17 protein-coding genes are annotated in these 22,086 nt (G+C 55.1%); 13 read left to right on the plus strand and 4 right to left on the minus strand.

Annotated features, from left to right (window positions below):
* Nucleotides 1-33 precede the first annotated feature (33 nt).
* The 6 genes from msbA (at nucleotide 34) to KW829_RS07970 (ending at nucleotide 6,039) form a co-directional block, all read left to right on the plus strand.
* Complete coding sequence (gene msbA, locus KW829_RS07945) at nucleotides 34-1,785, plus strand: lipid A ABC transporter ATP-binding protein/permease MsbA (RefSeq protein ID WP_089598356.1); 1,752 nt, start codon at nucleotides 34-36, stop codon at nucleotides 1,783-1,785.
* The gene (gene lpxK, locus KW829_RS07950; protein ID WP_218307974.1) at nucleotides 1,782-2,759 is read left to right on the plus strand and encodes a tetraacyldisaccharide 4'-kinase; all 978 of its coding nucleotides are present in this window, start codon (nucleotides 1,782-1,784) and stop codon (nucleotides 2,757-2,759) included. Before msbA ends, lpxK begins: the two co-directional genes overlap by 4 nt.
* A gap of 44 nt (nucleotides 2,760-2,803) precedes the next feature.
* Entirely contained in the window at nucleotides 2,804-4,033 is a 1,230-nt protein-coding gene (locus KW829_RS07955; protein ID WP_218307975.1) for a winged helix-turn-helix domain-containing protein, read from the plus strand.
* A 45-nt stretch (nucleotides 4,034-4,078) separates the two neighbouring features.
* A complete protein-coding gene (gene ycaR, locus KW829_RS07960; RefSeq protein WP_006174474.1) occupies nucleotides 4,079-4,261 on the plus strand; it encodes a protein YcaR in 183 nt (60 codons plus the stop codon).
* Nucleotides 4,258-5,004 (plus strand): 3-deoxy-manno-octulosonate cytidylyltransferase, encoded by a 747-nt coding sequence (kdsB, locus tag KW829_RS07965; protein WP_182402769.1) that lies wholly within the window; start codon nucleotides 4,258-4,260, stop codon nucleotides 5,002-5,004. The genes ycaR and kdsB overlap by 4 nt, the downstream gene beginning before the upstream one ends.
* 141 nt (nucleotides 5,005-5,145) lie before the next feature.
* Nucleotides 5,146-6,039, plus strand: coding sequence for a YcbJ family phosphotransferase (locus KW829_RS07970; RefSeq protein ID WP_218307976.1), 894 nt, complete (start codon nucleotides 5,146-5,148; stop codon nucleotides 6,037-6,039).
* Here the strand turns inward: KW829_RS07970 and elyC are convergent.
* Nucleotides 6,016-6,795, minus strand: coding sequence for an envelope biogenesis factor ElyC (elyC, locus tag KW829_RS07975; RefSeq protein WP_218307977.1), 780 nt, complete (start codon nucleotides 6,793-6,795; stop codon nucleotides 6,016-6,018). The two genes, KW829_RS07970 and elyC, sit on opposite strands and share 24 nt — an antisense overlap.
* A gap of 124 nt (nucleotides 6,796-6,919) precedes the next feature.
* Between elyC and cmoM the strand changes: the two genes are divergently transcribed.
* The 7 genes from cmoM (at nucleotide 6,920) to KW829_RS08010 (ending at nucleotide 17,555) form a co-directional block, all read left to right on the plus strand.
* Nucleotides 6,920-7,699 (plus strand): tRNA uridine 5-oxyacetic acid(34) methyltransferase CmoM, encoded by a 780-nt coding sequence (cmoM, locus tag KW829_RS07980; RefSeq protein ID WP_010429276.1) that lies wholly within the window; start codon nucleotides 6,920-6,922, stop codon nucleotides 7,697-7,699.
* 3 nt (nucleotides 7,700-7,702) lie between these two features.
* Entirely contained in the window at nucleotides 7,703-9,025 is a 1,323-nt protein-coding gene (mukF, locus tag KW829_RS07985) for a chromosome partition protein MukF (RefSeq protein WP_010429279.1), read from the plus strand.
* The gene (mukE, locus tag KW829_RS07990) at nucleotides 9,006-9,710 is read left to right on the plus strand and encodes a chromosome partition protein MukE (RefSeq protein ID WP_216357088.1); all 705 of its coding nucleotides are present in this window, start codon (nucleotides 9,006-9,008) and stop codon (nucleotides 9,708-9,710) included. The genes mukF and mukE overlap by 20 nt, the downstream gene beginning before the upstream one ends.
* Complete coding sequence (gene mukB, locus KW829_RS07995; protein WP_089598362.1) at nucleotides 9,710-14,158, plus strand: chromosome partition protein MukB; 4,449 nt, start codon at nucleotides 9,710-9,712, stop codon at nucleotides 14,156-14,158. The genes mukE and mukB overlap by 1 nt, the downstream gene beginning before the upstream one ends.
* 178 nt (nucleotides 14,159-14,336) lie before the next feature.
* Nucleotides 14,337-16,160: a L,D-transpeptidase gene (gene ldtD / locus KW829_RS08000; protein ID WP_218307978.1), complete on the plus strand. Its 1,824-nt coding sequence runs from the start codon at nucleotides 14,337-14,339 to the stop codon at nucleotides 16,158-16,160.
* A 175-nt stretch (nucleotides 16,161-16,335) separates the two neighbouring features.
* Nucleotides 16,336-16,887 carry a YcbK family protein gene (locus tag KW829_RS08005; RefSeq protein ID WP_010429293.1) on the plus strand — a complete coding sequence of 184 codons (552 nt, stop codon included), beginning with the start codon at nucleotides 16,336-16,338 and terminating at the stop codon, nucleotides 16,885-16,887.
* 20 nt (nucleotides 16,888-16,907) lie between these two features.
* Complete coding sequence (locus KW829_RS08010) at nucleotides 16,908-17,555, plus strand: MBL fold metallo-hydrolase (RefSeq protein ID WP_218307979.1); 648 nt, start codon at nucleotides 16,908-16,910, stop codon at nucleotides 17,553-17,555.
* Nucleotides 17,556-17,604: 49 nt separating this feature from the next.
* Here the strand turns inward: KW829_RS08010 and KW829_RS08015 are convergent, their stop codons facing one another.
* The 3 genes from KW829_RS08015 to asnS form a co-directional block, all read right to left on the minus strand.
* Nucleotides 17,605-18,795: an amino acid aminotransferase gene (locus tag KW829_RS08015; RefSeq protein WP_047648166.1), complete on the minus strand. Its 1,191-nt coding sequence runs from the start codon at nucleotides 18,793-18,795 to the stop codon at nucleotides 17,605-17,607.
* 184 nt (nucleotides 18,796-18,979) lie between these two features.
* Entirely contained in the window at nucleotides 18,980-20,038 is a 1,059-nt protein-coding gene (gene ompF, locus KW829_RS08020; RefSeq protein ID WP_305729964.1) for a porin OmpF, read from the minus strand.
* A gap of 605 nt (nucleotides 20,039-20,643) precedes the next feature.
* On the minus strand, nucleotides 20,644-22,044 hold the full coding sequence (asnS, locus tag KW829_RS08025) for an asparagine--tRNA ligase (RefSeq protein WP_218307980.1): 1,401 nt from the start codon (nucleotides 22,042-22,044) through the stop codon (nucleotides 20,644-20,646).
* Nucleotides 22,045-22,086 lie beyond the last annotated feature (42 nt).

Raw genomic sequence — 22,086 nt, forward strand, 5'->3', positions numbered from 1 at the left:
ATGCGGCTATTTCAACAAATGCTGGTTTTTTGAATGCATAACGACAAAGATCTCTCCACGTGGCAAACGTTCCGCCGACTCTGGCCGATGATTGCCCCTTTCAAAGCAGGCTTGATCGTGGCGGGCGTAGCGTTAATCCTCAACGCAGCCAGCGATACTTTTATGCTATCGCTCCTCAAACCGTTACTGGATGACGGTTTTGGTAAAACGGATCGCTCAGTGCTGCTATGGATGCCGCTGGTGGTTATTGGGCTGATGATCTTACGCGGTATTTCCAGCTATATCTCCAGCTACTGTATCTCCTGGGTATCAGGAAAAGTGGTAATGTCCATGCGTCGCCGACTCTTCGGTCACATGATGGGCATGCCGGTCTCATTCTTTGATAAACAGTCTACGGGCACGCTGCTGTCACGTATTACCTACGATTCAGAGCAGGTGGCATCATCGTCCTCCAGCGCGCTGATTACCGTGGTCCGTGAAGGCGCATCGATCATCGGCCTGTTTATCATGATGTTCTATTACAGCTGGCAGCTGTCGCTCATCCTCATCGTGCTGGCACCGGTTGTCTCCATTGCTATCCGCGTCGTCTCAAAGCGTTTCCGCAATATCAGTAAGAATATGCAGAATACAATGGGGCAGGTCACGACCAGCGCTGAACAGATGCTGAAAGGCCACAAAGAAGTGTTGATCTTTGGTGGTCAGGAAGTCGAAACCAAGCGCTTTGATAAGGTCAGCAATAAAATGCGCCTGCAGGGAATGAAAATGGTGTCGGCCTCCTCTATCTCCGATCCTATCATTCAGCTGATTGCCTCACTGGCACTGGCATTTGTTCTGTATGCAGCGAGTTTCCCGAGCGTTATGGAGACCCTGACTGCAGGGACCATCACCGTAGTGTTCTCCTCCATGATTGCGCTGATGCGCCCGCTGAAATCCCTGACCAACGTGAACGCGCAGTTCCAGCGCGGGATGGCAGCATGCCAGACGTTGTTCAGCATTCTGGATTCCGAGCAGGAAAAAGATGAAGGTACGCGCGTGATTGAGCGTGCAAACGGAGACGTTGAATTCCGCAACGTGACCTTTACCTATCCAGGCCGCGAAGTGGCTGCACTGCGTAATATCAACCTGACGATTCCAGCAGGTAAAACCGTTGCGCTGGTGGGCCGTTCCGGCTCGGGTAAATCAACCATCGCCAGCCTGATTACGCGCTTCTACGACATTGATGAAGGCGAAATCCTGTTAGATGGCCATGACCTGCGGGAGTATACCCTGCAGTCGCTGCGTAACCAGGTTGCACTGGTTTCTCAGAACGTGCATCTGTTCAACGACACGGTTGCCAACAACATCGCCTATGCGCGTACCGAAGAGTACAGCCGCGAGCAGATCGAGAATGCCGCACGCATGGCGTATGCGATGGACTTCATCAACAAGATGGATAACGGTCTGGATACCATCATTGGTGAAAACGGCGTGCTCCTTTCCGGTGGTCAGCGTCAGCGTATCGCCATTGCGCGTGCGCTGCTGCGCGACAGCCCAATCCTGATTCTGGATGAAGCGACGTCCGCGCTGGATACTGAATCTGAACGCGCTATTCAGTCAGCGCTGGACGAACTGCAGAAGAACCGCACCTCTCTGGTGATTGCGCACCGTCTCTCGACCATCGAACAGGCTGATGAAATCGTGGTGGTAGAGGACGGCGTGATTGTCGAGCGGGGCAGCCATGCCGATCTGCTCGCCCACCGTGGCGTCTACGCTCAGCTTCATAAGATGCAGTTCGGTCAACAATGATTGCACGCATCTGGTCCGGTGAATCACCGCTGTGGCGACTGCTTCTGCCGCTCTCCTGGCTCTATGGCCTGGTGAGCGGTGCCATTCGTCTGATGTACCGCCTGGGGCTGAAGCGCGCCTGGCGCGCACCGGTTCCGGTTGTGGTGGTCGGTAACCTGACCGCTGGTGGGAACGGCAAAACGCCGGTGGTGATCTGGCTGGTGGAGCAGTTGCAAAAACGCGGTATTCGCCCAGGGGTTGTATCGCGCGGCTACGGTGGTAAAGCGACGCACTATCCGCTTCTGCTTACGGCTGATACAACAACGGCCGAAGCGGGTGATGAACCTGTCCTGATCTATCAGCGGACAGGTGTGCCGGTTGCGGTCTCACCCGTGCGCAGCGACGCCGTTCAGGCGCTTCTTGCCGGGCACGCTGTGGACATCATTATCACCGACGATGGCCTTCAGCATTACGCACTGGCGCGTGATAAAGAGATTGTGGTTATCGACGGCGTGCGCCGTTTTGGCAACGGCTGGTGGCTGCCTGCCGGCCCGATGCGTGAACGCGCGTCGCGTCTTCAGTCCGTTGATGCGGTCATTGTTAACGGTGGCCAGGCTAAGCCAGGGGAAATCCCTATGCATCTTCAGCCTGGCATGGCGGTTAACCTGTTAACGGGCGAGCGTAAGGCGGTTGAACAGCTGTCTGCACTGGTGGCGATGGCGGGTATTGGTCACCCTCCGCGCTTCTTCGCGACGCTGGAGCAGTGTGGTGCCCGGCCAGAAAAACGCGTTCCGCTGGCAGACCACCAGGCGCTGGTGGAAGGTCAGGTAGACGCCCTGACCGTACCCGGGCAGTCGCTGATCATGACCGAAAAAGATGCGGTGAAATGCCGCGCCTTTGCGAAAGAAAACTGGTGGTATCTGCCGGTTGACGCTGAATTCAGCGGCGAGCAGCCGGAACACTTGCTCAAGGAACTGATTGCGTTGGTGCGATAAACGCTTACGCGGTTCTGGTGGCGCTTTGACTGACAGGAAAACGCATGTCTTTACCGCAACTCTCGCTTTCAGCCGCACGTCATTTACACCTTGCTGCCCAGGGGCTGCTTAAAAAGCCTCGCCGTCGCGCACAACCCTCTGACATTCTCTCCACCGTACAGCGCATGTCGTTGCTGCAAATCGATACCATCAACATCGTGGCGCGAAGCCCTTACCTGGTGCTCTTCAGCCGCCTGGGAAATTATCAGCCGCATTGGCTGGACAATGCGCTTAGCCAGGGTGAGCTAATGGAATACTGGGCACATGAAGCCTGTTTCCTGCCCCGCAGTGATTTCGCGCTGATTCGTCACCGCATGCTCTCTCCGGATAAGATGGGCTGGAAATATCGTCAGGAGTGGATGCATGAACACGCCGCTGAAATTGAGCAGCTTATCGCGCATATTCAGGAAAAGGGTCCGGTGCGTTCGGCTGATTTTGAGCATCCGCGAAAAGGGGCGAGCGGATGGTGGGAGTGGAAGCCGCATAAACGTCATCTGGAGGGGCTGTTTACATCCGGTAAAGTGATGGTTGTGGAACGACGTAACTTTCAGCGCGTATACGACCTGACGCACCGCGTGATGCCGCACTGGGACGACGAGCGTGACCTGCTTACGCAGGAAGCGGCCGAAGCCATCATGCTGGAGAACAGCGCCCGCAGTCTGGGTATTTTTCGTCCGCAATGGCTGGCAGACTACTACCGACTCCGTCAGCCCGCGCTAAAACCGTTGCTGGAGATGTGGCAGCGCGAGCAGCGCGTCATACCTGTCGCTGTCGAAACGCTGGGCGAGATGTGGCTGCATGCCGATTTGCTCCCGCTTTTACCACAGGCGCTGGAAGGTAAGCTCCAGGCCACGCACAGCGCGGTACTGTCACCTTTCGACCCGGTCGTCTGGGACAGAAAACGGGCCGAGCAGCTGTTTAATTTCAGCTACCGGCTTGAGTGTTACACCCCCGCGCCAAAACGCCAGTACGGCTACTTCGTTTTGCCTATGCTGCATAAAGGGCAACTGGTGGGACGCATGGATGCCAAAATGCACCGCAAAACCGGGACGCTTGAAATCATCGCGCTGTATCTTGAAGACGGGGTTAAGGCGACGGCTACCCTGGAGAAAGGATTATCATCCGCCATTAGCGAATTTGCGCGCTGGCAAGGGGCGAGCAGCGTGACGCTGGGCCATATGCCGGACGGGCTGTTTACAACCTGCCGAAGTGGTTCGAAAACAGACACTCCCTGAAAAGGGAATGTGTTAAGCTTTAGCGATTACCCATACGGAGGAACTATGGATCACCGTTTACTTGAAATTATTGCCTGCCCGGTGTGCAACGGCAAACTCTACTACAGCCAGGATAAACAAGAGCTGATTTGCAAGCTGGACAGTCTGGCTTTCCCGTTGCGGGACGGTATTCCGGTCCTGCTTGAAAATGAAGCCCGTTCCCTGGTGGCAGAAGAGAGCAAGCCATGAGTTTCGTTGTCATTATTCCGGCGCGCTATGCATCAACGCGTCTGCCGGGTAAACCGTTGGTAGATATCAACGGTAAGCCAATGATTGTGCATGTTCTGGAGCGTGCGCGTGAATCGGGTGCAGACCGCGTCATCGTGGCAACCGATCACCCGGACGTGGCGCAAGCGGTTGAAGCGGCGGGGGGGGAAGTGTGCATGACTCGCGCCGATCACCAGTCCGGCACTGAGCGTCTGGCGGAAGTGGTTGAGAAATGCGGTTTCAGCGATGATACGGTCATCGTCAACGTGCAGGGCGACGAGCCGATGATCCCGGCGGTTATTATTCGCCAGGTAGCGGAAAATCTGGCGCAGCGACAGGTTGGCATGGCCACCCTCGCGGTACCCATTCATCATGCGGAAGAAGCATTCAACCCGAATGCGGTTAAAGTGGTTATGGATGCCGAGGGCTATGCGCTCTATTTCTCTCGCGCGACAATCCCCTGGGATCGCGATCGCTTTGCGGTATCGAAAGAGACCATCGGTGATTCATTCCTGCGCCACATTGGGATCTACGGCTATCGTGCGGGCTTCATTCGCCGCTATGTCAACTGGGCACCAAGCCCGCTGGAACATATTGAAATGCTTGAGCAGCTCCGCGTGCTCTGGTATGGCGAAAAAATCCACGTAGCCGTTGCCAAAGAAGTTCCCGGAACGGGCGTTGATACGCCGGAAGATCTTGAGCGCGTTCGCGCCGAACTGCATTAATTTTGCCTCCATCCCTCCTTTCGGGGGGATGTTCTCACCCCACAATTTTTCCTTTCTTACTCTTAATTGATCTCTTCCGGGTGACATCCGATGCTCACGCGCTCATTATAAAAGCAGTAGCCTTAATGGGGGTAATCTCATATGGAACAGCTGCGTGCCGAACTGAGCCATCTGCTTGGCGAGACGTTGAGCCGGGTCGAGTGTGTGAATGAAAAGGCGGATACCGCACTTTGGGCGCTGTATGACAGTCATGGAAACCCAATGCCTCTCATGGCCAGAAGCTTTACCTCACCCGGCGTCGCCAGACAGCTGGCATGGAAAATGTCGATGCTGGCAAGGGAAGGTACGGTGCGAATGCCGACGGTTTACGGTGTCATGACGCATGAGGAACACCCCGGCCCGGATATCCTGCTTATTGAGCGCCTGCGTGGCGTCTCTGTTGAAGCCCCGGCGCGCACGCCGGACCGCTGGGAACAGCTGAAAGATCAGATCGTCGAGGCGTTGCTGGCCTGGCACCGGCAGGATAGCCGCGGGCTCGTCGGCCCCGTCGACAGCACCCAGGAAAACCTGTGGCCGCTCTGGTATCGTCAGCGGGTGGAAGTGCTGTGGGGAACGCTTAACCAGTTCAACAACACCGGTTTAACCATGCAGGACAAACGCATTCTGTTTCGCACCCGCGAGTGCTTGCCTGCGCTGTTTGACGGCTTTAATGACAACTGCGTGCTGATACACGGCAATTTTACCCTGCGCAGTATGCTGAAAGATCCCCGCAGCGACCAGCTGTTGGCGATGGTTGGGCCGGGCATTATGCTCTGGGCACCGCGCGAGTACGAACTGTTCAGACTATGCGACAGCGCCTCTGCGGAAGGTTTGCTCTGGCATTATCTGCAACGGGCACCTGTCGCGGAGGCGTTTCTCTGGCGGCGCTGGCTCTATTTGCTCTGGGATGAAGTGGCGCAACTGGTGAATACCGGACGGTTCAATCGCGCCAACTTCGACCTGGCGACAAAATCACTCTTGCCCTGGCTCGCCTGACGCGCCTTTCAGCCATTGCCAGAGGCGTCCAAGCGTCTCGTAACCGACACGATCGCTGTGCATCAACCAGACCGGGGACGGGATTGCTCGTTCCCACGGGTTAAGCGGCGCGTTGATCGCTATCTGGTTGGCCGGTGCGGGTAGGGGGTGTAATCCCTGTTTCTCGAAGAAAATCATCGCTCTCGGTAAATGCGATGCCGATGTCACGAGCAGGAACGGCACGTCGCCGATGGCCTGCTTCACCGCGGCGGCTTCCTCTTCGGTGTCTTTTGGGCTGTCCAGGGTGACGATAGACGAACGTGGCACGCCCAGTGATTCAGCGACGCGTGCGCCAGCCTCCGCCGTACTCACCGGGTTTGTTTTGGCTGCGGCTCCGGTGAAGATCATTTTCGAACCCGGATTAGCAAGCCACAGGCGAATACCTTCGTTCAGGCGCGGCAGGCTGTTGTTGATCAGATTAGAGCTGGGTGCCCAGTTCGGATCCCAGGTATACCCGCCACCCAATACCACGATGTACTCCACTTTCTGATTACCCTGCCAGGTCGGGTACTTATTTTCGATGGGGCGTAACAGACCATCCGCGACCGGCTGCAGGCTCAGCAGCAGCATCATCAGCCAGCCGAGGGTGATAAGCGTTTTGCCACTTTTCTGAAAGCGGCTGAACCACACCAGTGCCAGCCCCAGCGCGATGAGAAGCAGCAGCAGGGGAAGGGGAAGCATCATGCCTCCGATGTATTTTTTTAGGGTAAAAAGCATCCTTTTTGGTTCCTTTTTTAACCATACAGCAGGCGATTACCCGTGATATTACACCAGAGTGGTTCATTCTCCGCGCGGGTGTGACAAAATAGCGGTTTTGCAGTTAGCGAGTGGAACCTTCCCAATGCGGGATCGCAATTTTGATGACATCGCGGAAAAGTTTTCGCGCAACATTTATGGCACCACCAAAGGTCAGCTTCGGCAGACGATCCTCTGGCAGGATCTGGACAAGCTGTTGGCGGAATTGGGTGACCGGCGGTTGCGCGTGCTCGATGCCGGTGGCGGGGAAGGTCAGACTGCAATTCTGATGGCGCAGCGGGGGCACCACGTCACGCTTTGCGATCTTTCTGCTGAGATGGTTACTCGCGCCGAACGCGCGGCAGAAGAGAAAGGTGTGAGCGACAACATGCATTTTATACATTGCGCCGCTCAGGACATTCCCCAGCATTTGGAAACGCAGGTTGATCTGATATTGTTTCATGCTGTGCTCGAATGGGTCGCCGAACCGCAAGCCATGTTAAAAACGCTGTGGTCGATGTTGCGTCCGGGCGGTGCGTTATCGCTGATGTTCTACAATGCAAACGGTCTGCTGATGCGAAACGTGCTGGTGGGCAATTTTGGCTACGTGCAGCAGGGTATGTATAAAAAGAAACGACGCACGCTATCGCCGGATTTCCCACGTGAACCGCAGCAGGTCTATGGCTGGCTGGAGGAGATAGGTTGGGAGATCACCGGTAAAACAGGCGTGAGGGTGTTTCATGATTATCTGCGTGATAAACAAAAACAGCATGACTGTTTAGACGCCTTAACAGAAATAGAAACGCGGTATTGCCGCCAGGAGCCTTATCTGAGCCTTGGCCGCTATATACACGTCACCGCGCGCAAGCCGCAGAAGCAAGGATAATCTATGAGTGAATTTTCCCAGACAGTCCCCGAACTGGTTGCCTGGGCCAGGAAAAACGATTTCTCCATCACGCTGCCGGTAGACAGACTCTCCTTCCTGCTGGCGGTTGCCACGCTGAACGGCGAACGGCTGGATGGTGAAATGAGCGAGGGTGAACTGGTGGATGCGTTCCGCCATGTCAGTGATGCGTTTGAGCAAACCAGCGAAACCATTAGCGTGCGTGCCAACAACGCAATCAACGATATGGTGCGTCAACGTCTGCTGAACCGCTTTACCAGCGAGCAGGCGGAAGGAAACGCCATTTATCGTCTGACGCCTCTGGGGATCGGCATTACCGATTACTACATTCGCCAGCGCGAGTTTTCGACGCTGCGTCTCTCCATGCAGCTCTCGATCGTGGCGGGCGAGCTTAAGCGCGCCGCCGACGCGGCAGATGAAAACGGTGACGAATTCCACTGGCACCGTAACGTCTACGCGCCGCTGAAGTACTCGGTGGCAGAGATTTTCGACAGCATTGATCTGACCCAGCGTCTGATGGATGAACAGCAGCAGCAGGTGAAAGACGATATCGCTCAATTGCTGAATAAAGACTGGCGTGCAGCCATCTCCAGCTGTGAACTTTTATTGTCAGAAACCTCCGGTACGCTGCGTGAACTGCAGGATACGCTGGAAGCCGCAGGCGACAAGCTGCAGGCCAATCTGCTCCGCATCCAGGATGCGACCATGGCGCACGACGACCTCCATTTTGTCGACCGTCTGGTCTTCGATCTGCAAAGCAAACTCGACCGTATTATTAGCTGGGGCCAGCAGTCGATCGACCTGTGGATCGGCTACGACCGACACGTGCATAAATTTATCCGTACCGCAATCGATATGGATAAAAACCGCGTCTTCGCTCAGCGTCTGCGCCAGTCGGTACAAACCTATTTCGATGCCCCATGGGCGCTGACCTACGCGAATGCCGACCGTCTGCTGGATATGCGCGACGAAGAGATGGCGCTGCGTGATGAAGAGGTGACCGGTGAATTGCCACCGGATCTGGAATACGAAGAATTTAACGAAATTCGCGAACAACTTGCGGCGATGATCGAAGAACAGCTCGCTGTCTACAAAACCAGACAAGCACCGCTGGATCTTGGTCTCGTGGTGCGCGACTATCTGGCGCAATATCCTCGCGCGCGGCACTTTGACGTTGCCCGCATCGTGGTAGATCAGGCGGTACGCCTGGGCGTCGCGCAAGCAGATTTCACCGGACTGCCGCCGAAGTGGCAGCCGATCAACGATTACGGAGCCAAGGTACAGGCGCATGTCATTGACAAATATTGAACAAGTGATGCCAGTAAAGCTGGCACAGGCGCTGGCGAATCCGTTATTTCCGGCGCTGGACAGCCAGCTGCGTGCCGGTCGTCACATTGGTCTTGACGAGCTGGATAATCACGCTTTTTTGATGGATTTCCAGGAATACCTGGAAGAGTTCTACGCGCGCTACAACGTGGAGCTGATTCGCGCGCCGGAAGGGTTTTTCTACCTGCGCCCGCGCTCAACCACGCTGATTCCGCGTTCCGTACTCTCCGAGCTGGATATGATGGTCGGCAAAATTCTCTGCTACCTCTACCTCAGCCCGGAACGTCTGGCGAACGAAGGGATTTTCACTCAGCAGGAACTCTACGACGAACTGCTGTCGCTGGCAGATGAAAGCAAACTGCTGAAGCTGGTGAACAACCGTTCGACAGGTTCCGATCTTGACCGTCAGAAATTACAGGAAAAAGTTCGCTCTTCCCTGAACCGTCTGCGTCGTTTGGGCATGGTCTGGTTTATGGGTCACGACAGCAGCAAATTCCGCATTACGGAATCTGTCTTCCGCTTCGGCGCCGACGTGCGCGCGGGTGATGACGCCCGTGAAGCGCAGCTGCGCATGATCCGCGACGGTGAAGCGATGCCGGTAGAAAACCATTTGCAGCTCAATGATGAGCATGAAGAGAATCTGCCGGATAGCGGGGAGGAAGAGTAATGATTGAACGCGGTAAATTTCGCTCACTAACGCTGATTAACTGGAACGGCTTCTTTGCCCGAACCTTCGATCTGGATGAGCTGGTTACGACGCTCTCCGGCGGTAACGGTGCGGGTAAATCCACCACCATGGCGGCATTTGTGACGGCGCTGATCCCCGATCTGACACTGCTGCACTTCCGTAACACCACCGAAGCGGGCGCGACAAGCGGCTCTCGTGATAAGGGTCTGCACGGTAAGCTGAAGGCCGGTGTCTGTTATTCGGTGCTGGACGTGATCAACTCTCGTCACCAGCGCGTGGTAGTGGGCGTGCGTCTGCAGCAGGTTGCCGGTCGCGACCGTAAAGTGGATATCAAACCGTTCGCCATCCAGGGGCTGCCAACATCCGTGCAGCCGACGGCGCTGCTGACGGAAACGCTGAACGAACGTCAGGCGCGCGTGCTGACGCTGCAGGAGCTGAAAGACAAACTCGAAACTATCGAAGGCGTGCAGTTCAAGCAGTTCAACTCCATTACCGACTACCACTCCCTGATGTTCGATCTGGGCGTGGTGGCGCGTCGTCTGCGCACGGCATCAGACCGTAGCAAATACTACCGTCTGATCGAAGCGTCCCTGTACGGCGGTATCTCCAGCGCCATTACCCGCTCCCTGCGCGACTACCTGCTGCCGGAAAACAGCGGCGTGCGTAAAGCCTTCCAGGATATGGAAGCCGCGCTGCGTGAGAACCGCATGACGCTGGAAGCCATTCGCGTGACCCAGTCTGACCGCGACCTGTTTAAACACCTTATCAGCGAAGCCACCAACTATGTGGCCGCAGACTATATGCGTCACGCCAACGAGCGCCGCATTCATCTCGATCAGGCATTAGAGTACCGCCGCGAGCTGTTTACCTCGCGTAAGCAGCTGGTGGCCGAGCAGTATAAGCACGTCGAAATGGCGCGCGAGCTGGGTGAGCACAACGGTGCCGAAGGTGACCTGGAAGCGGATTATCAGGCCGCCAGCGATCACCTCAACCTGGTGCAGACCGCGCTGCGTCAGCAGGAAAAAATCGAGCGTTATGAAGCGGACCTCGATGAGCTGCAAATTCGCCTCGAAGAGCAAAACGAAGTGGTGGCCGAAGCCGCCGACATGCAGGAAGAGAACGAAGCCCGCGCCGAAGCCGCCGAGCTGGAAGTGGATGAGCTGAAAAGCCAGCTCGCCGATTACCAGCAGGCGCTGGACGTGCAGCAGACGCGTGCTATTCAGTACACTCAGGCCCTGCAGGCGTTACAGCGTGCCAAAGAGCTGTGTCATCTGCCTGACTTAACGCCAGAAAGCGCCGACGAATGGCTGGATACCTTCCAGGCCAAAGAGCAGGAAGCCACTGAGAAACTCCTGTCACTCGATCAGAAAATGAGCGTCGCGCAAACGGCGCACAGCCAGTTTGAGCAGGCTTACCAGCTGGTCGTGGCGATTAACGGCCCGCTGGCGCGTAATGAAGCCTGGGACGTCGCCCGTGAACTGCTGCGTGACGGGGTGAACCAGCGCCATCTGGCCGAGCAGGTTCAGCCGCTGCGTATGCGTCTCAACGAGCTGGAACAGCGTCTGCGCGAGCAGCAGGAAGCCGAGCGTCTGCTGGCGGAATTCTGCAAGCGTCAGGGGAAAAATTACGATTTCGACGAGCTTGAGGCTCTGCATCAGGAGCTTGAAGCGCGTATTGCGGCACTTTCAGACAGTGTCTCTAACGCCAGCGAACAACGTATGACGCTGCGCCAGGAGATGGAGCAGCTTCAGTCCCGCTCGCAAAAACTGTTGCAGCGTGCGCCGGTCTGGCTGGCAGCTCAAAGCAGCCTGAGCCAGCTCAGCGAACAGTGCGGCGAGCAGTTTGAATCCAGTCAGGAAGTGACCGAATACCTGCAGCAGCTGCTGGAGCGCGAGCGCGAAGCGATTGTTGAGCGTGATGAAGTTGGCGCCCGCAAGCGTGAAGTCGACGACGAAATTGAGCGCTTAAGCCAGCCGGGCGGTGCGGAAGATCCGCGTCTCAATACGCTGGCAGAGCGGTTTGGCGGCGTACTGCTGTCCGAAATTTACGACGATGTTGGTCTGGACGATGCGCCGTATTTCTCCGCGCTGTACGGTCCGTCGCGTAATGCAATTGTCGTCCCGGATCTGTCGCTGATTTCTGAGCAGCTGGCAGGACTGGAAGATTGCCCGGAAGATCTCTACCTGATCGAAGGGGATCCGCAGTCGTTTGATGACAGCGTATTCAGCGTCGACGAGCTGGAAAAAGCGGTGGTGGTGAAAATCGCCGACCGGCAGTGGCGCTATTCCCGCTTCCCGGAACTGCCGCTGTTTGGCCGTGCCGCGCGTGAAAACCGTATTGAAAGCCTGCACGCCGAGCGTGAAACGCTCTCCGAACGCTTTGCGACGCTGTCGTTTGACGTTCAGAAAACCCAGCGTTTGCATCAGGCATTCAGCCGCTTTATCGGTAGCCATCTTGCCGTGGCCTTTGACGCGGATCCGGAAGCAGAGATTCGCAAGCTCAATACTCGCCGTGGTGAACTTGAGCGCGCGATTGCCAATCATGAAAGTGACAACCAGCAGAGCCGCGTCCAGTTTGAACAGGCGAAAGAGGGCGTCGCCGCCCTTAACCGCATCCTGCCGCGCCTGAATCTGCTGGCTGATGACACGCTGGCTGACCGCGTAGATGAAATCCAGGAACGCCTGGATGAAGCGCAGGAAGCCGCGCGTTTTGTGCAGCAGCACGGTAATCAGCTGGCGAAGCTGGAGCCGGTCATCTCCGTTCTTCAAAGCGACCCGGAGCAGTTCGAGCAGTTAAAAGAGGATTACGCCTGGTCACAGCAGGTGCAGCGCGAAGCGCGTCAGCAGGCGTTTGCCCTGACGGAAGTCGTACAGCGTCGCGCCCACTTCGGCTACTCCGATTCAGCAGAAATGCTGAGCGGAAACAGCGATCTGAATGAAAAGCTGCGTCAGCGCCTGGAGCAGGCTGAAGCCGAGCGTACCCGCGCTCGTGAAGCCATGCGTACGCATGCCGCACAGCTGAGCCAGTACAGTCAGGTCATGGCCTCGCTGAAAAGCTCCTTCGATACCAAGAAAGAGCTGTTGAACGATCTGCACAAAGAGCTGCAGGATATTGGCGTGCGTGCCGACAGCGGTGCGGAAGAGCGTGCGCGCATTCGTCGCGATGAACTGCACAGCCAGCTCAGCAACAACCGCGCGCGCCGCAACCAGCTGGAAAAAGCACTGACCTTCTGCGAAGCGGAGATGGACAACCTGACGCGTCGCCTGCGCAAGCTGGAGCGCGACTATCACGAAATGCGCGAGCAGGTCGTGACCGCGAAGGCGGGCTGGTGCGCGGTGATGCGCATGGTGAAAGACAATAACGTTGAGCGTCGTCTACACCGTCGCGAGCTGGCCTATCTTTCCGGGGACGAATTGCGTTCCATGTCGGATAAAGCGTTGGGTGCGCTGCGTCTGGCGGTGGCGGATAACGAACACCTGCGTGATGTGTTGCGCATGTCGGAAGATCCGAAGCGTCCAGAGCGCAAAATCCAGTTCTTCGTGGCCGTTTATCAGCACCTGCGCGAACGTATTCGTCAGGACATCATCCGTACCGACGATCCGGTCGAAGCCATCGAACAGATGGAAATCGAGCTGGGTCGCCTGACGGAAGAGTTGACCTCCCGCGAGCAGAAGCTGGCTATCAGCTCCCGCAGCGTGGCGAATATCATCCGTAAGACCATTCAGCGCGAGCAGAACCGTATCCGCCAGCTGAACCAGGGCCTGCAGAGCGTGTCGTTTGGCCAGGTTAACAGCGTACGTCTGAACGTGAACGTGCGTGAGGCTCACTCTACGCTGCTGGACGTGCTGTCTGAACAACATGAACAGCACCAGGATCTGTTCAATAGCAACCGTCTGACCTTCTCTGAAGCGCTGGCGAAGCTGTATCAGCGCCTGAACCCGCAGATCGATATGGGCCAGCGTACGCCGCAAACCATTGGTGAAGAACTGCTGGATTACCGTAACTATCTGGAGATGGAAGTTGAGGTTAACCGTGGCTCCGACGGCTGGCTGCGTGCGGAGTCTGGTGCGCTGTCGACGGGTGAGGCTATCGGTACCGGTATGTCGATTCTGGTGATGGTTGTCCAGAGTTGGGAAGATGAAGCGCGTCGCCTGCGCGGGAAAGACATCTCGCCATGTCGTCTGCTGTTCCTTGATGAAGCGGCGCGTCTTGATGCCCGTTCCATCGCCACGCTGTTTGAGCTTTGCGATCGCCTCGATATGCAGCTCATCATCGCGGCACCGGAGAACATCAGCCCGGAAAAAGGGACGACGTACAAACTGGTACGTAAAGTGTTCCAGAACAGCGAACACGTTCACGTTGTCGGGTTACGCGGTTTTGCACCGCAACCACCTGAGTCTTTACCGGGTACGGCAGACGCCTCCTGAGGTGTTTTGTTACAAAGCGCGGCGCAGTAGCGCCGCTTTTTTTTTACTCTTAGCTTGTGCTTACGGCTGCGTTATCTTTAAACTTCTTTACATAAGGTAAGCCAACAGCATGTGTGCCTACCTATAATGAAAGAAAGCCCCAATGTGATGGGCGTGTCGTGAAAACAGGGGGCAAGGGATGTTGCTAAAGAAAAATCGTGGTCGTCAGCTGTCAGCGCTGAGTTTGTGTCTGGCAGTGATGTTTGCTCCACTGTTCACCGCACAGGCTGATGAGCCTGAGGTTGTACCGACTGACAGCTCTGCAACGATGGGCGCTCAGCCGACATCGTTGTCGCAGCCGCTGGAGCAGTCGCCAGCAACGGCCATTATGGCCGGTATTACGCCGTTACCTGAAGGTATCGACACAGAGTCTGTTCGTCAGCAGCTGCAGTCCGGGCTGCCATCAGGATATACGCCTGCTTATCTCAATCAGCTCACGCTGCTCTATGCCGCGCGTGATATGAAACCGATGTGGGATAATCGTGATGCGGTGCGTGCTTTCCAGCAGCAGCTGGCAGAAGTGGCCATCGCGGGCATTCAGCCGCAGTTTACGACCTGGGTTGAGCTGTTGACCGATCCAGCCGTGACGGGGAAGGCGCGTGACGTGGTTCTCTCGGATGCCATGATGGGGTATCTCCAGTTTGTGGCGGGTATTCCGGTGAATGGCAATCGTTGGTTATACAGCGAAAAACCGTACAAACTGGCGACGCCAGCCCTGTCGGTCATAAACCAATGGCAACTGTCACTGGATAATGGCGACCTGCCGCGCTTTATCGCAAGCCTTGCGCCTGCACATCCGCAATACGCCACAATGCATCAGTCGCTGCTTGAACTGGTTACGGATTCGCGCCCGTGGCCGCAACTCCGAGCGGCGGCCACGCTGCGTCCGGGGCAGTGGAGCAGTGATGTTCCCGCACTGCGCGAAATTCTCAAACGTTCCGGCATTCTGGATAATGGGCCAAAAATTGCGCTTCCTGGCGATGACGGTCAAAGCGTGGCGGTGAGCCCGTCGGCACCGGTAAAAGAGACCAGCGCAGCTCCGCTAAGCTCGAAGCCAGCCGCGTATGATCGCGAGCTGGTTGCAGCAGTTAAGCAGTTCCAGGCTATTCAGGGGCTGGGTGCCGATGGCGTAATTGGTCCGTCAACGCGCGACTGGCTGAATGTTTCTCCGGCACAACGGGCGGGTGTACTGGCGCTGAATATCCAGCGTTTGCGCTTGCTGCCAGGCACGCTGTCTACCGGCATCATGGTAAATATACCGGCGTATTCGCTGGTCTATTACCAGAACGGGAGTGAAGTGCTGGCTTCGCGTGTGATTGTCGGGCGTCCCGATCGTAAAACGCCAATGATGAGCAGCGCGCTGAATAACGTGGTGGTTAACCCGCCGTGGAACGTCCCGCCGACGCTGGCTCGTAAGGATATCCTGCCTAAGGTCTGGAACGATCCAGGATATCTGGAGCGCCACGGGTATACCGTGATGCGCGGATGGAACAGTAAAGAGGCGATAGATCCCTGGATGGTTGACTGGTCAACGATAACGGCGTCGAATTTACCGTTCCGCTTCCAGCAGGCTCCGGGCGCCCATAACTCGCTGGGGCGCTATAAATTCAACATGCCAAGTTCAGATGCAATCTATCTGCATGATACGCCGAACCACAACCTGTTCCAGAAGGATACGCGCGCGCTCAGTTCGGGTTGCGTCCGTGTGAATAAGGCCTCCGAGCTGGCAAATATGCTGCTGCAGGATGCGGGCTGGAACGATACGCGGATTTCAGATGCGTTGAAACAAGGTGATACCCGTTACGTTAATATTCGACACAACATTCCGGTCAATCTTTACTATCTGACGGCGTTTGTCGGCGAGGACGGGCGCACCCAGTACCGTACAGATATTTACAATTATGATCTCACTGCGCGATCCGGCGCACAAATTTTGCCAAAAGCTGAACAATTAATCAGGTAAATGAAGTAGTTCGGGCAAATTGATTGTCGTAAGTTATGGTGAATACGGGGCGATCTGGCTGTAAGCCGCGTATTCACTGGGGTTGGGCGCCTTGACGTAAGCTGTTTTGACAGTTAAGGTGCCCTTCGTGCGCTAAGCATATTTACGATTTCATTGACCTGTAGACCTGATTATCATGGACAAATTTGACGCTAATCGCCGCAAATTGCTGGCGTTAGGTGGTGTTGCGCTCGGCGCTGCGGCCATCCTTCCGACGCCAGCATTTGCCACCCTCTCGACACCACGTCCGCGTATTTTAACGCTCAACAATCTTCATACCGGTGAGTCGCTTAAAGCGGAGTTTTTCGATGGCAGAGGCTATATTCAGGATGAATTAGCAAGACTTAACCATTTTTTCCGTGATTTCCGCGCGAATAAAATAAAAGCCATCGATCCAGGACTGTTTGATCAGATTTTCCGCCTTCAGGGCCTGCTGGGAACCAGCAAGCCGGTGCAGCTAATTTCAGGATACCGTTCACTCGATACCAACAATGAACTGCGCGCCCACAGCCGTGGGGTAGCGAAAAAAAGCTATCACACGAAAGGGCAGGCAATGGATTTCCACATTGAAGGCGTTTCGTTAGCCAATATTCGCAAAGCCGCGTTATCTATGCGCGCAGGTGGTGTAGGATACTACCCACGTAGCAACTTTGTGCATATTGATACCGGGCCGGTTCGGCACTGGTAATAACGAAACACAGGAGCAGTATGAACTATCGTATTATTCCGGTTACCGCGTTCTCCCAGAACTGTTCATTGATCTGGTGCGAGCAAACTAAACTGGCCGCGCTTGTCGATCCCGGCGGTGACGCTGAGAAAATCAAGCAGGAAGTCGCAGCAAGCGGCGTTACGCTGATGCAGATTTTGCTCACTCATGGTCATCTTGACCATGTGGGTGCTGCGGCTGAACTGGCTGAACACTACGGTGTGCCGGTGATCGGCCCGGAAAAAGAAGATGAGTTCTGGCTGCAGGGGTTACCCGCCCAAAGCCGCATGTTTGGCCTTGATGAGTGTCTGCCATTGACGCCCGATCGTTGGTTAAACGAAGGAGATCGCGTTACCGTAGGGAATGTGACTTTACAGGTGTTGCATTGTCCTGGGCATACGCCAGGCCATATCGTCTTCTTTGATGGCCAGTCACGTCTGCTGATTTCCGGCGATGTTATTTTCAAAGGTGGCGTAGGACGCAGCGATTTCCCGCGCGGCGATCACGGTCAGCTGATTCAGTCGATTAAACAAAAGTTATTGCCGCTGGGTGATGACGTCACGTTTATCGCAGGACACGGTCCGATGTCGACGCTGGGCTATGAACGGCTCCATAACCCGTTCCTTCAGGACGAAATGCCTGTCTGGTAACCCGAATAAAAAAAAGCCTGCATAATGCAGGCTTTTTTATGGGCGCAACTTACAGTACGGCGACAATCGCTTCGCACAGTGGCGCCATGTTGTCAGGCGTCATGCCTGCAACGTTCACGCGGCCAGACGCTACGGCGTACACGCCAAACTCTTCACGCAAACGCAGAACCTGCTCTTTGGTCAGGCCGCTGAAAGAGAACATGCCGTTCTGTTTGATGATAAAGCTGAAGTCGCGGTCAGCGCCTTTCTCAGCCAGCGTGTTCACGAACAGCAGGCGCATACGCTGAATGCGCTGGCGCATATCGTTCAGCTCTTGTTCCCAGATCGCACGCAGGGCATCGTTGCTCAGGATGGTGGCAACAACAGACGCACCGTGTGCCGGTGGGTTAGAGTAGTTGGCGCGGATCACGGACTTCATCTGGCTGAACGCACGATCGACGGTCTCTTCGTTTGCCGCGACCAGCGTACAGGCACCTACGCGCTCATTGTACAGGCCGAAGTTCTTGGAATAGGAACTCGCCACGATCAGTTCCTGATGCACGGCTGCGAACGCGCGCAGGCCTTCCGCATCTTCTTCCAGACCACGGGCAAAGCCCTGATAGGCGAAGTCAAACAGCGGCAGCCAGCCTTTCTCCACGGACAACTTAGCCAGGTGTTCCCACTGCTCAAGCGTCGGGTCGATACCGGTTGGGTTATGGCAGCAACCGTGGAACAGCACCACGTCACCTGCCTGCGCTTCGCTCAGGCTTGCCAGCAGGCCGTCAAAGTCGAGAGAGTGATTTGCCGCGTCGTAGTAAGCATATTCACGTACTTCCAGACCCGCAGAGTTAAAGACGCTCTTGTGGTTTGGCCAGCTTGGGTTGCTCACCCATACGCGCTTAACAGAGGTATTTTTCGCCAGGAAATCCGCCGCAACGCGCAGCGCGCCGGTACCGCCAGGGGTTTGTGCTGTGCGAGCGCGTTTGCTGCTCACAATTTCGCTGCCTTTACCGAACAGCAGCTCCTGGGTGCAGCGACCAAATTCAGGGATACCATCAATACCGAGGTAGTTTTTGGTGGTTTCGTTTTCCAGCAGATACTGTTCAGCTTTTTTAACGCTGGTCAGGACCGGGGTTTTGCCGGTTTCATCTTTATATACACCAATACCCAGGTTGATTTTGCCAGGGCGGTCGTCGGCACGAAACAGATCGGCCAGGCCCAGAATAGGGTCGGCAGGAGCGGCGGTAATGTTCTCAAACATGACGAAGTTCCATTGTGATTACAGAAGTGAAATCCGCTATCAGGTTAACGGTAGATTTACAAAATGCCAACCGTTTGCGACGAAAAGCGTGCGGCTTTTCAAAAGTCGCCATTATTTTCTGTCGGGCATAAAAAAACAGGGCCGAAGCCCTGTTCATTAAGCATATAACAACGTGGTGTACTGATTAGAACTGGTAAACCAGACCTACAGCAACGGTATCATCGTTATTGATGCCCAGTTTGTTGTCGTCTTTCAGCTGGTTGATCTGGTAGTCAACATAGGTGGACATGTTTTTGTTGAAGTAGTAAGTCGCACCGATGTCGATGTAGTTGATGTAATCTTCATCACCCACGCCTTCTACGTCTTTCGCTTTAGATTTGTAGTAAGCGATGGATGGACGCAGACCGAAATCGAACTGGTACTGTGCAACAACAGAGAAGTCCTGAGTTTTGTTAGCGAAGCCGTTGCTGCCCAGACGAGCCGCGTTACGCATTTCACCGTACAGCGCTGCCAGGTAGATGTTGTTCGCATCGTATTTCAGACCGGTTGCCCACTGCTCAGCTTTATCGCCTTTACCCCACTGCAGAGTCTGCTGGTTGTTGGTACGGTCAGCTGCGCCGTAAGCACCTACAACACCGAAGCCGTCGAAATCGTAGCTAACAGAAGTTGCCCAGCCGTCGCCGTTGGAACGTACTGCATCAGTACGCTCGTTTTTGCCCAGGTACTGAACGCCAAAGTTCAGACCGTCAACCAGGCCGAAGAAGCCGCTGTTACGGTAAGTCGCCAGGCCACCGGTACGGCCTGAGAAGAAGTTGTCGCTCACGCCGGTGTCGCCGCCGAATTCTGGCAGCATATCGGTGATGCCGATGGCGTCATAGACCAGACCGTAGTTACGACCGTAGTCGAAGGAGCCTGCGTCACCGAATTTCAGACCTGCGAATGCCAGACGGGTTTTGTTACCGGTCTGTGCATCGGAGCCTTCAGAGTTGTTACCCTGGAAGTTGTATTCCCACTGACCGTAACCGGCCAGCTGGTCGTTGATCTGGGTTTCGCCTTTGAAGCCCAGACGCGCGTATGTCATGTCGCCATCGTTGCCGTCATTATCAGAGAAGTAATGCAGACCAACAGCTTTCCCGTAAAGATCTAATTTGTTGCCGTCTTTGTTATAGATTTCTGCAGCGTTTGCTGCACCGGCTACCAGCAGGGCAGGGATAACCACTGCCAGGATATTGCGCTTCATCATTATTTATTACCCTCATTGGTTTTTTTATGACACTCGCCACTGCCGTCAATAAATTCTGTCAATAAATATTTCCGGAACTATTGATGAGAGTTAGGTGTCTTTATGTATCTGACAGGCATCTTTCCATTCATAGAACCGTTTCGCTAGCCTGAAAGTGCTACAATTCTCAAGATTGGGTAACAAAAAGAAATAATGTGTAACTAGATGTGTATTTTTGGGAACTTTGTGAACCATCTCAAATTTCAGAGAGACTTGGTTAATTAAGCGGCGGTTTCATTCCTATATATATGAATTGCTTATGTTTAATTTGGCTAAAGGCAATTCATATAAACAGCGGTTAAACGGCTCATCTTTTCTTATGACCGCGAAAGGCCTTCTGGATGGCTGTGGAATTGAATAAAAAATATGCTATTGCTTGAGAATTAAATAAGCACAATAAGAATGCGGGATATTTTTCATTCACAGATATTTCATGGAAACAAAACGTAACAGCTAGTGCTTTTGACGGGGTTGTCTTTTAAAGAGGCTGACTTTGCACTGACATAAACTGACATTGCAGAATAAAATAATGGCCAGCATGTGCTGGCCATTATCATTGAGGCGGGTTAGAAGCTTGCGTTACGCGGCGTACGTGGGAACGGAATCACATCACGGACGTTCTGAACACCGGTTACGTAGGCAATCAGACGCTCGAAGCCCAGGCCGAAGCCTGAATGCGGAACAGTACCGTAACGGCGCAGATCGCGATACCAGCTGTAGTCAGCCGGGTTGAGACCCATCTCTTCCATACGGGCATCCAGGACGTCCAGACGCTCTTCACGCTGAGAACCCCCGATGATTTCACCGATGCCAGGTGCCAGGACATCCATTGCGGCAACGGTTTTACCGTCTTCGTTAAGGCGCATATAGAAGGCCTTAATGTCTTTCGGGTAGTTTTTCACGACAACCGGTGCTTTGAAGTGTTTCTCTGCCAGATAGCGTTCGTGCTCAGAAGAGAGATCCACGCCCCAGTAAACCGGGTTCTCGAACTTCTCACCGCACTTCTCGAGGATGGCAACCGCATCGGTGTAATCCACCTGCGCGAAGTCAGCGGATACAAAGCGCTCCAGACGGGCAATCGCGTCGTTATCCACGCGCTCAGCGAAGAATTTCATGTCGTCGGCACGTTCTTCCAGAACGGCTTTAAACACGTATTTCAGCATGGCTTCCGCCAGGCCTGCCACATCATTGAGATCGGCAAAGGCCACTTCTGGCTCCAGCATCCAGAATTCCGCCAGGTGGCGGCTGGTGTTGGAGTTTTCTGCGCGGAAGGTTGGGCCAAACGTGTAGATCTTAGACAGCGCACAGGCATAGGTTTCACCGTTGAGCTGGCCGGATACCGTCAGGAAGGCTTCTTTACCAAAGAAGTCTTTGTCGTAATCCACTTTACCTTCCGGCGTACGCGGCAGGTTTTCCATATCCAGCGTGGAAACGCGGAACATCTCACCCGCACCTTCAGTGTCGGACGCGGTGATCAGCGGCGTGGATACCCAGAAGTAACCCTGCTCATCGAAGAAACGATGCAGCGCCTGCGCCAGCGTGTGACGCACGCGGGCCACCGCACCGATCAGGTTGGTGCGTGGACGCAGGTGTGCCACTTCGCGAAGATACTCAATGCTGTGGCGTTTTGCCGCCATCGGGTAGGTATCTGGATCTTCCACCCAACCGGTAACTTCAATCGCCGAAGCCTGAATTTCGAAGCTCTGGCCCTGACCAGGCGATGCGACAACCACGCCGGTAACAATGACGGAGCAACCTGTGGTCAGGTGCAGAACGTCATCATTGTAATTGGGCAGAGAATTATTAATGACGGCCTGTACAGGATCAAAGCAGGAACCGTCATAGACGGCGAGGAAGGAGATGCCAGCTTTAGAATCTCGGCGGGTACGCACCCATCCGCGCACGGTGACTTCTTGGTCAACGGCGACACGGCCCTGGAGTACGTCGGCTACAGGCACAACGCTCATAATATTCTCTCTGTTAATTGTCGGAAATGATAAACACTTGTC

It is taken from the genome of Enterobacter sp. ENT02 (genome assembly GCF_019219165.1).
GTDB lineage: Bacteria > Pseudomonadota > Gammaproteobacteria > Enterobacterales > Enterobacteriaceae > Enterobacter > Enterobacter mori.

What these genes read in the sequence shown, in the direction of transcription:
- msbA (WP_089598356.1), top strand. Translation starts at nt 34, where the DNA reads ATGCATAACGACAAAGATCTCTCCACGTGGCAAACGTTCCGCCGACTC.
- lpxK (WP_218307974.1), top strand. Translation starts at nt 1,782, where the DNA reads ATGATTGCACGCATCTGGTCCGGTGAATCACCGCTGTGGCGACTGCTT.
- KW829_RS07955 (WP_218307975.1), top strand. Translation starts at nt 2,804, where the DNA reads ATGTCTTTACCGCAACTCTCGCTTTCAGCCGCACGTCATTTACACCTT.
- ycaR (WP_006174474.1), top strand. Translation starts at nt 4,079, where the DNA reads ATGGATCACCGTTTACTTGAAATTATTGCCTGCCCGGTGTGCAACGGC.
- kdsB (WP_182402769.1), top strand. Translation starts at nt 4,258, where the DNA reads ATGAGTTTCGTTGTCATTATTCCGGCGCGCTATGCATCAACGCGTCTG.
- KW829_RS07970 (WP_218307976.1), top strand. Translation starts at nt 5,146, where the DNA reads ATGGAACAGCTGCGTGCCGAACTGAGCCATCTGCTTGGCGAGACGTTG.
- elyC (WP_218307977.1), bottom strand. Translation starts at nt 6,795, where the DNA reads ATGCTTTTTACCCTAAAAAAATACATCGGAGGCATGATGCTTCCCCTT.
- cmoM (WP_010429276.1), top strand. Translation starts at nt 6,920, where the DNA reads ATGCGGGATCGCAATTTTGATGACATCGCGGAAAAGTTTTCGCGCAAC.
- mukF (WP_010429279.1), top strand. Translation starts at nt 7,703, where the DNA reads ATGAGTGAATTTTCCCAGACAGTCCCCGAACTGGTTGCCTGGGCCAGG.
- mukE (WP_216357088.1), top strand. Translation starts at nt 9,006, where the DNA reads ATGTCATTGACAAATATTGAACAAGTGATGCCAGTAAAGCTGGCACAG.
- mukB (WP_089598362.1), top strand. Translation starts at nt 9,710, where the DNA reads ATGATTGAACGCGGTAAATTTCGCTCACTAACGCTGATTAACTGGAAC.
- ldtD (WP_218307978.1), top strand. Translation starts at nt 14,337, where the DNA reads ATGTTGCTAAAGAAAAATCGTGGTCGTCAGCTGTCAGCGCTGAGTTTG.
- KW829_RS08005 (WP_010429293.1), top strand. Translation starts at nt 16,336, where the DNA reads ATGGACAAATTTGACGCTAATCGCCGCAAATTGCTGGCGTTAGGTGGT.
- KW829_RS08010 (WP_218307979.1), top strand. Translation starts at nt 16,908, where the DNA reads ATGAACTATCGTATTATTCCGGTTACCGCGTTCTCCCAGAACTGTTCA.
- KW829_RS08015 (WP_047648166.1), bottom strand. Translation starts at nt 18,795, where the DNA reads ATGTTTGAGAACATTACCGCCGCTCCTGCCGACCCTATTCTGGGCCTG.
- ompF (WP_305729964.1), bottom strand. Translation starts at nt 20,038, where the DNA reads ATGATGAAGCGCAATATCCTGGCAGTGGTTATCCCTGCCCTGCTGGTA.
- asnS (WP_218307980.1), bottom strand. Translation starts at nt 22,044, where the DNA reads ATGAGCGTTGTGCCTGTAGCCGACGTACTCCAGGGCCGTGTCGCCGTT.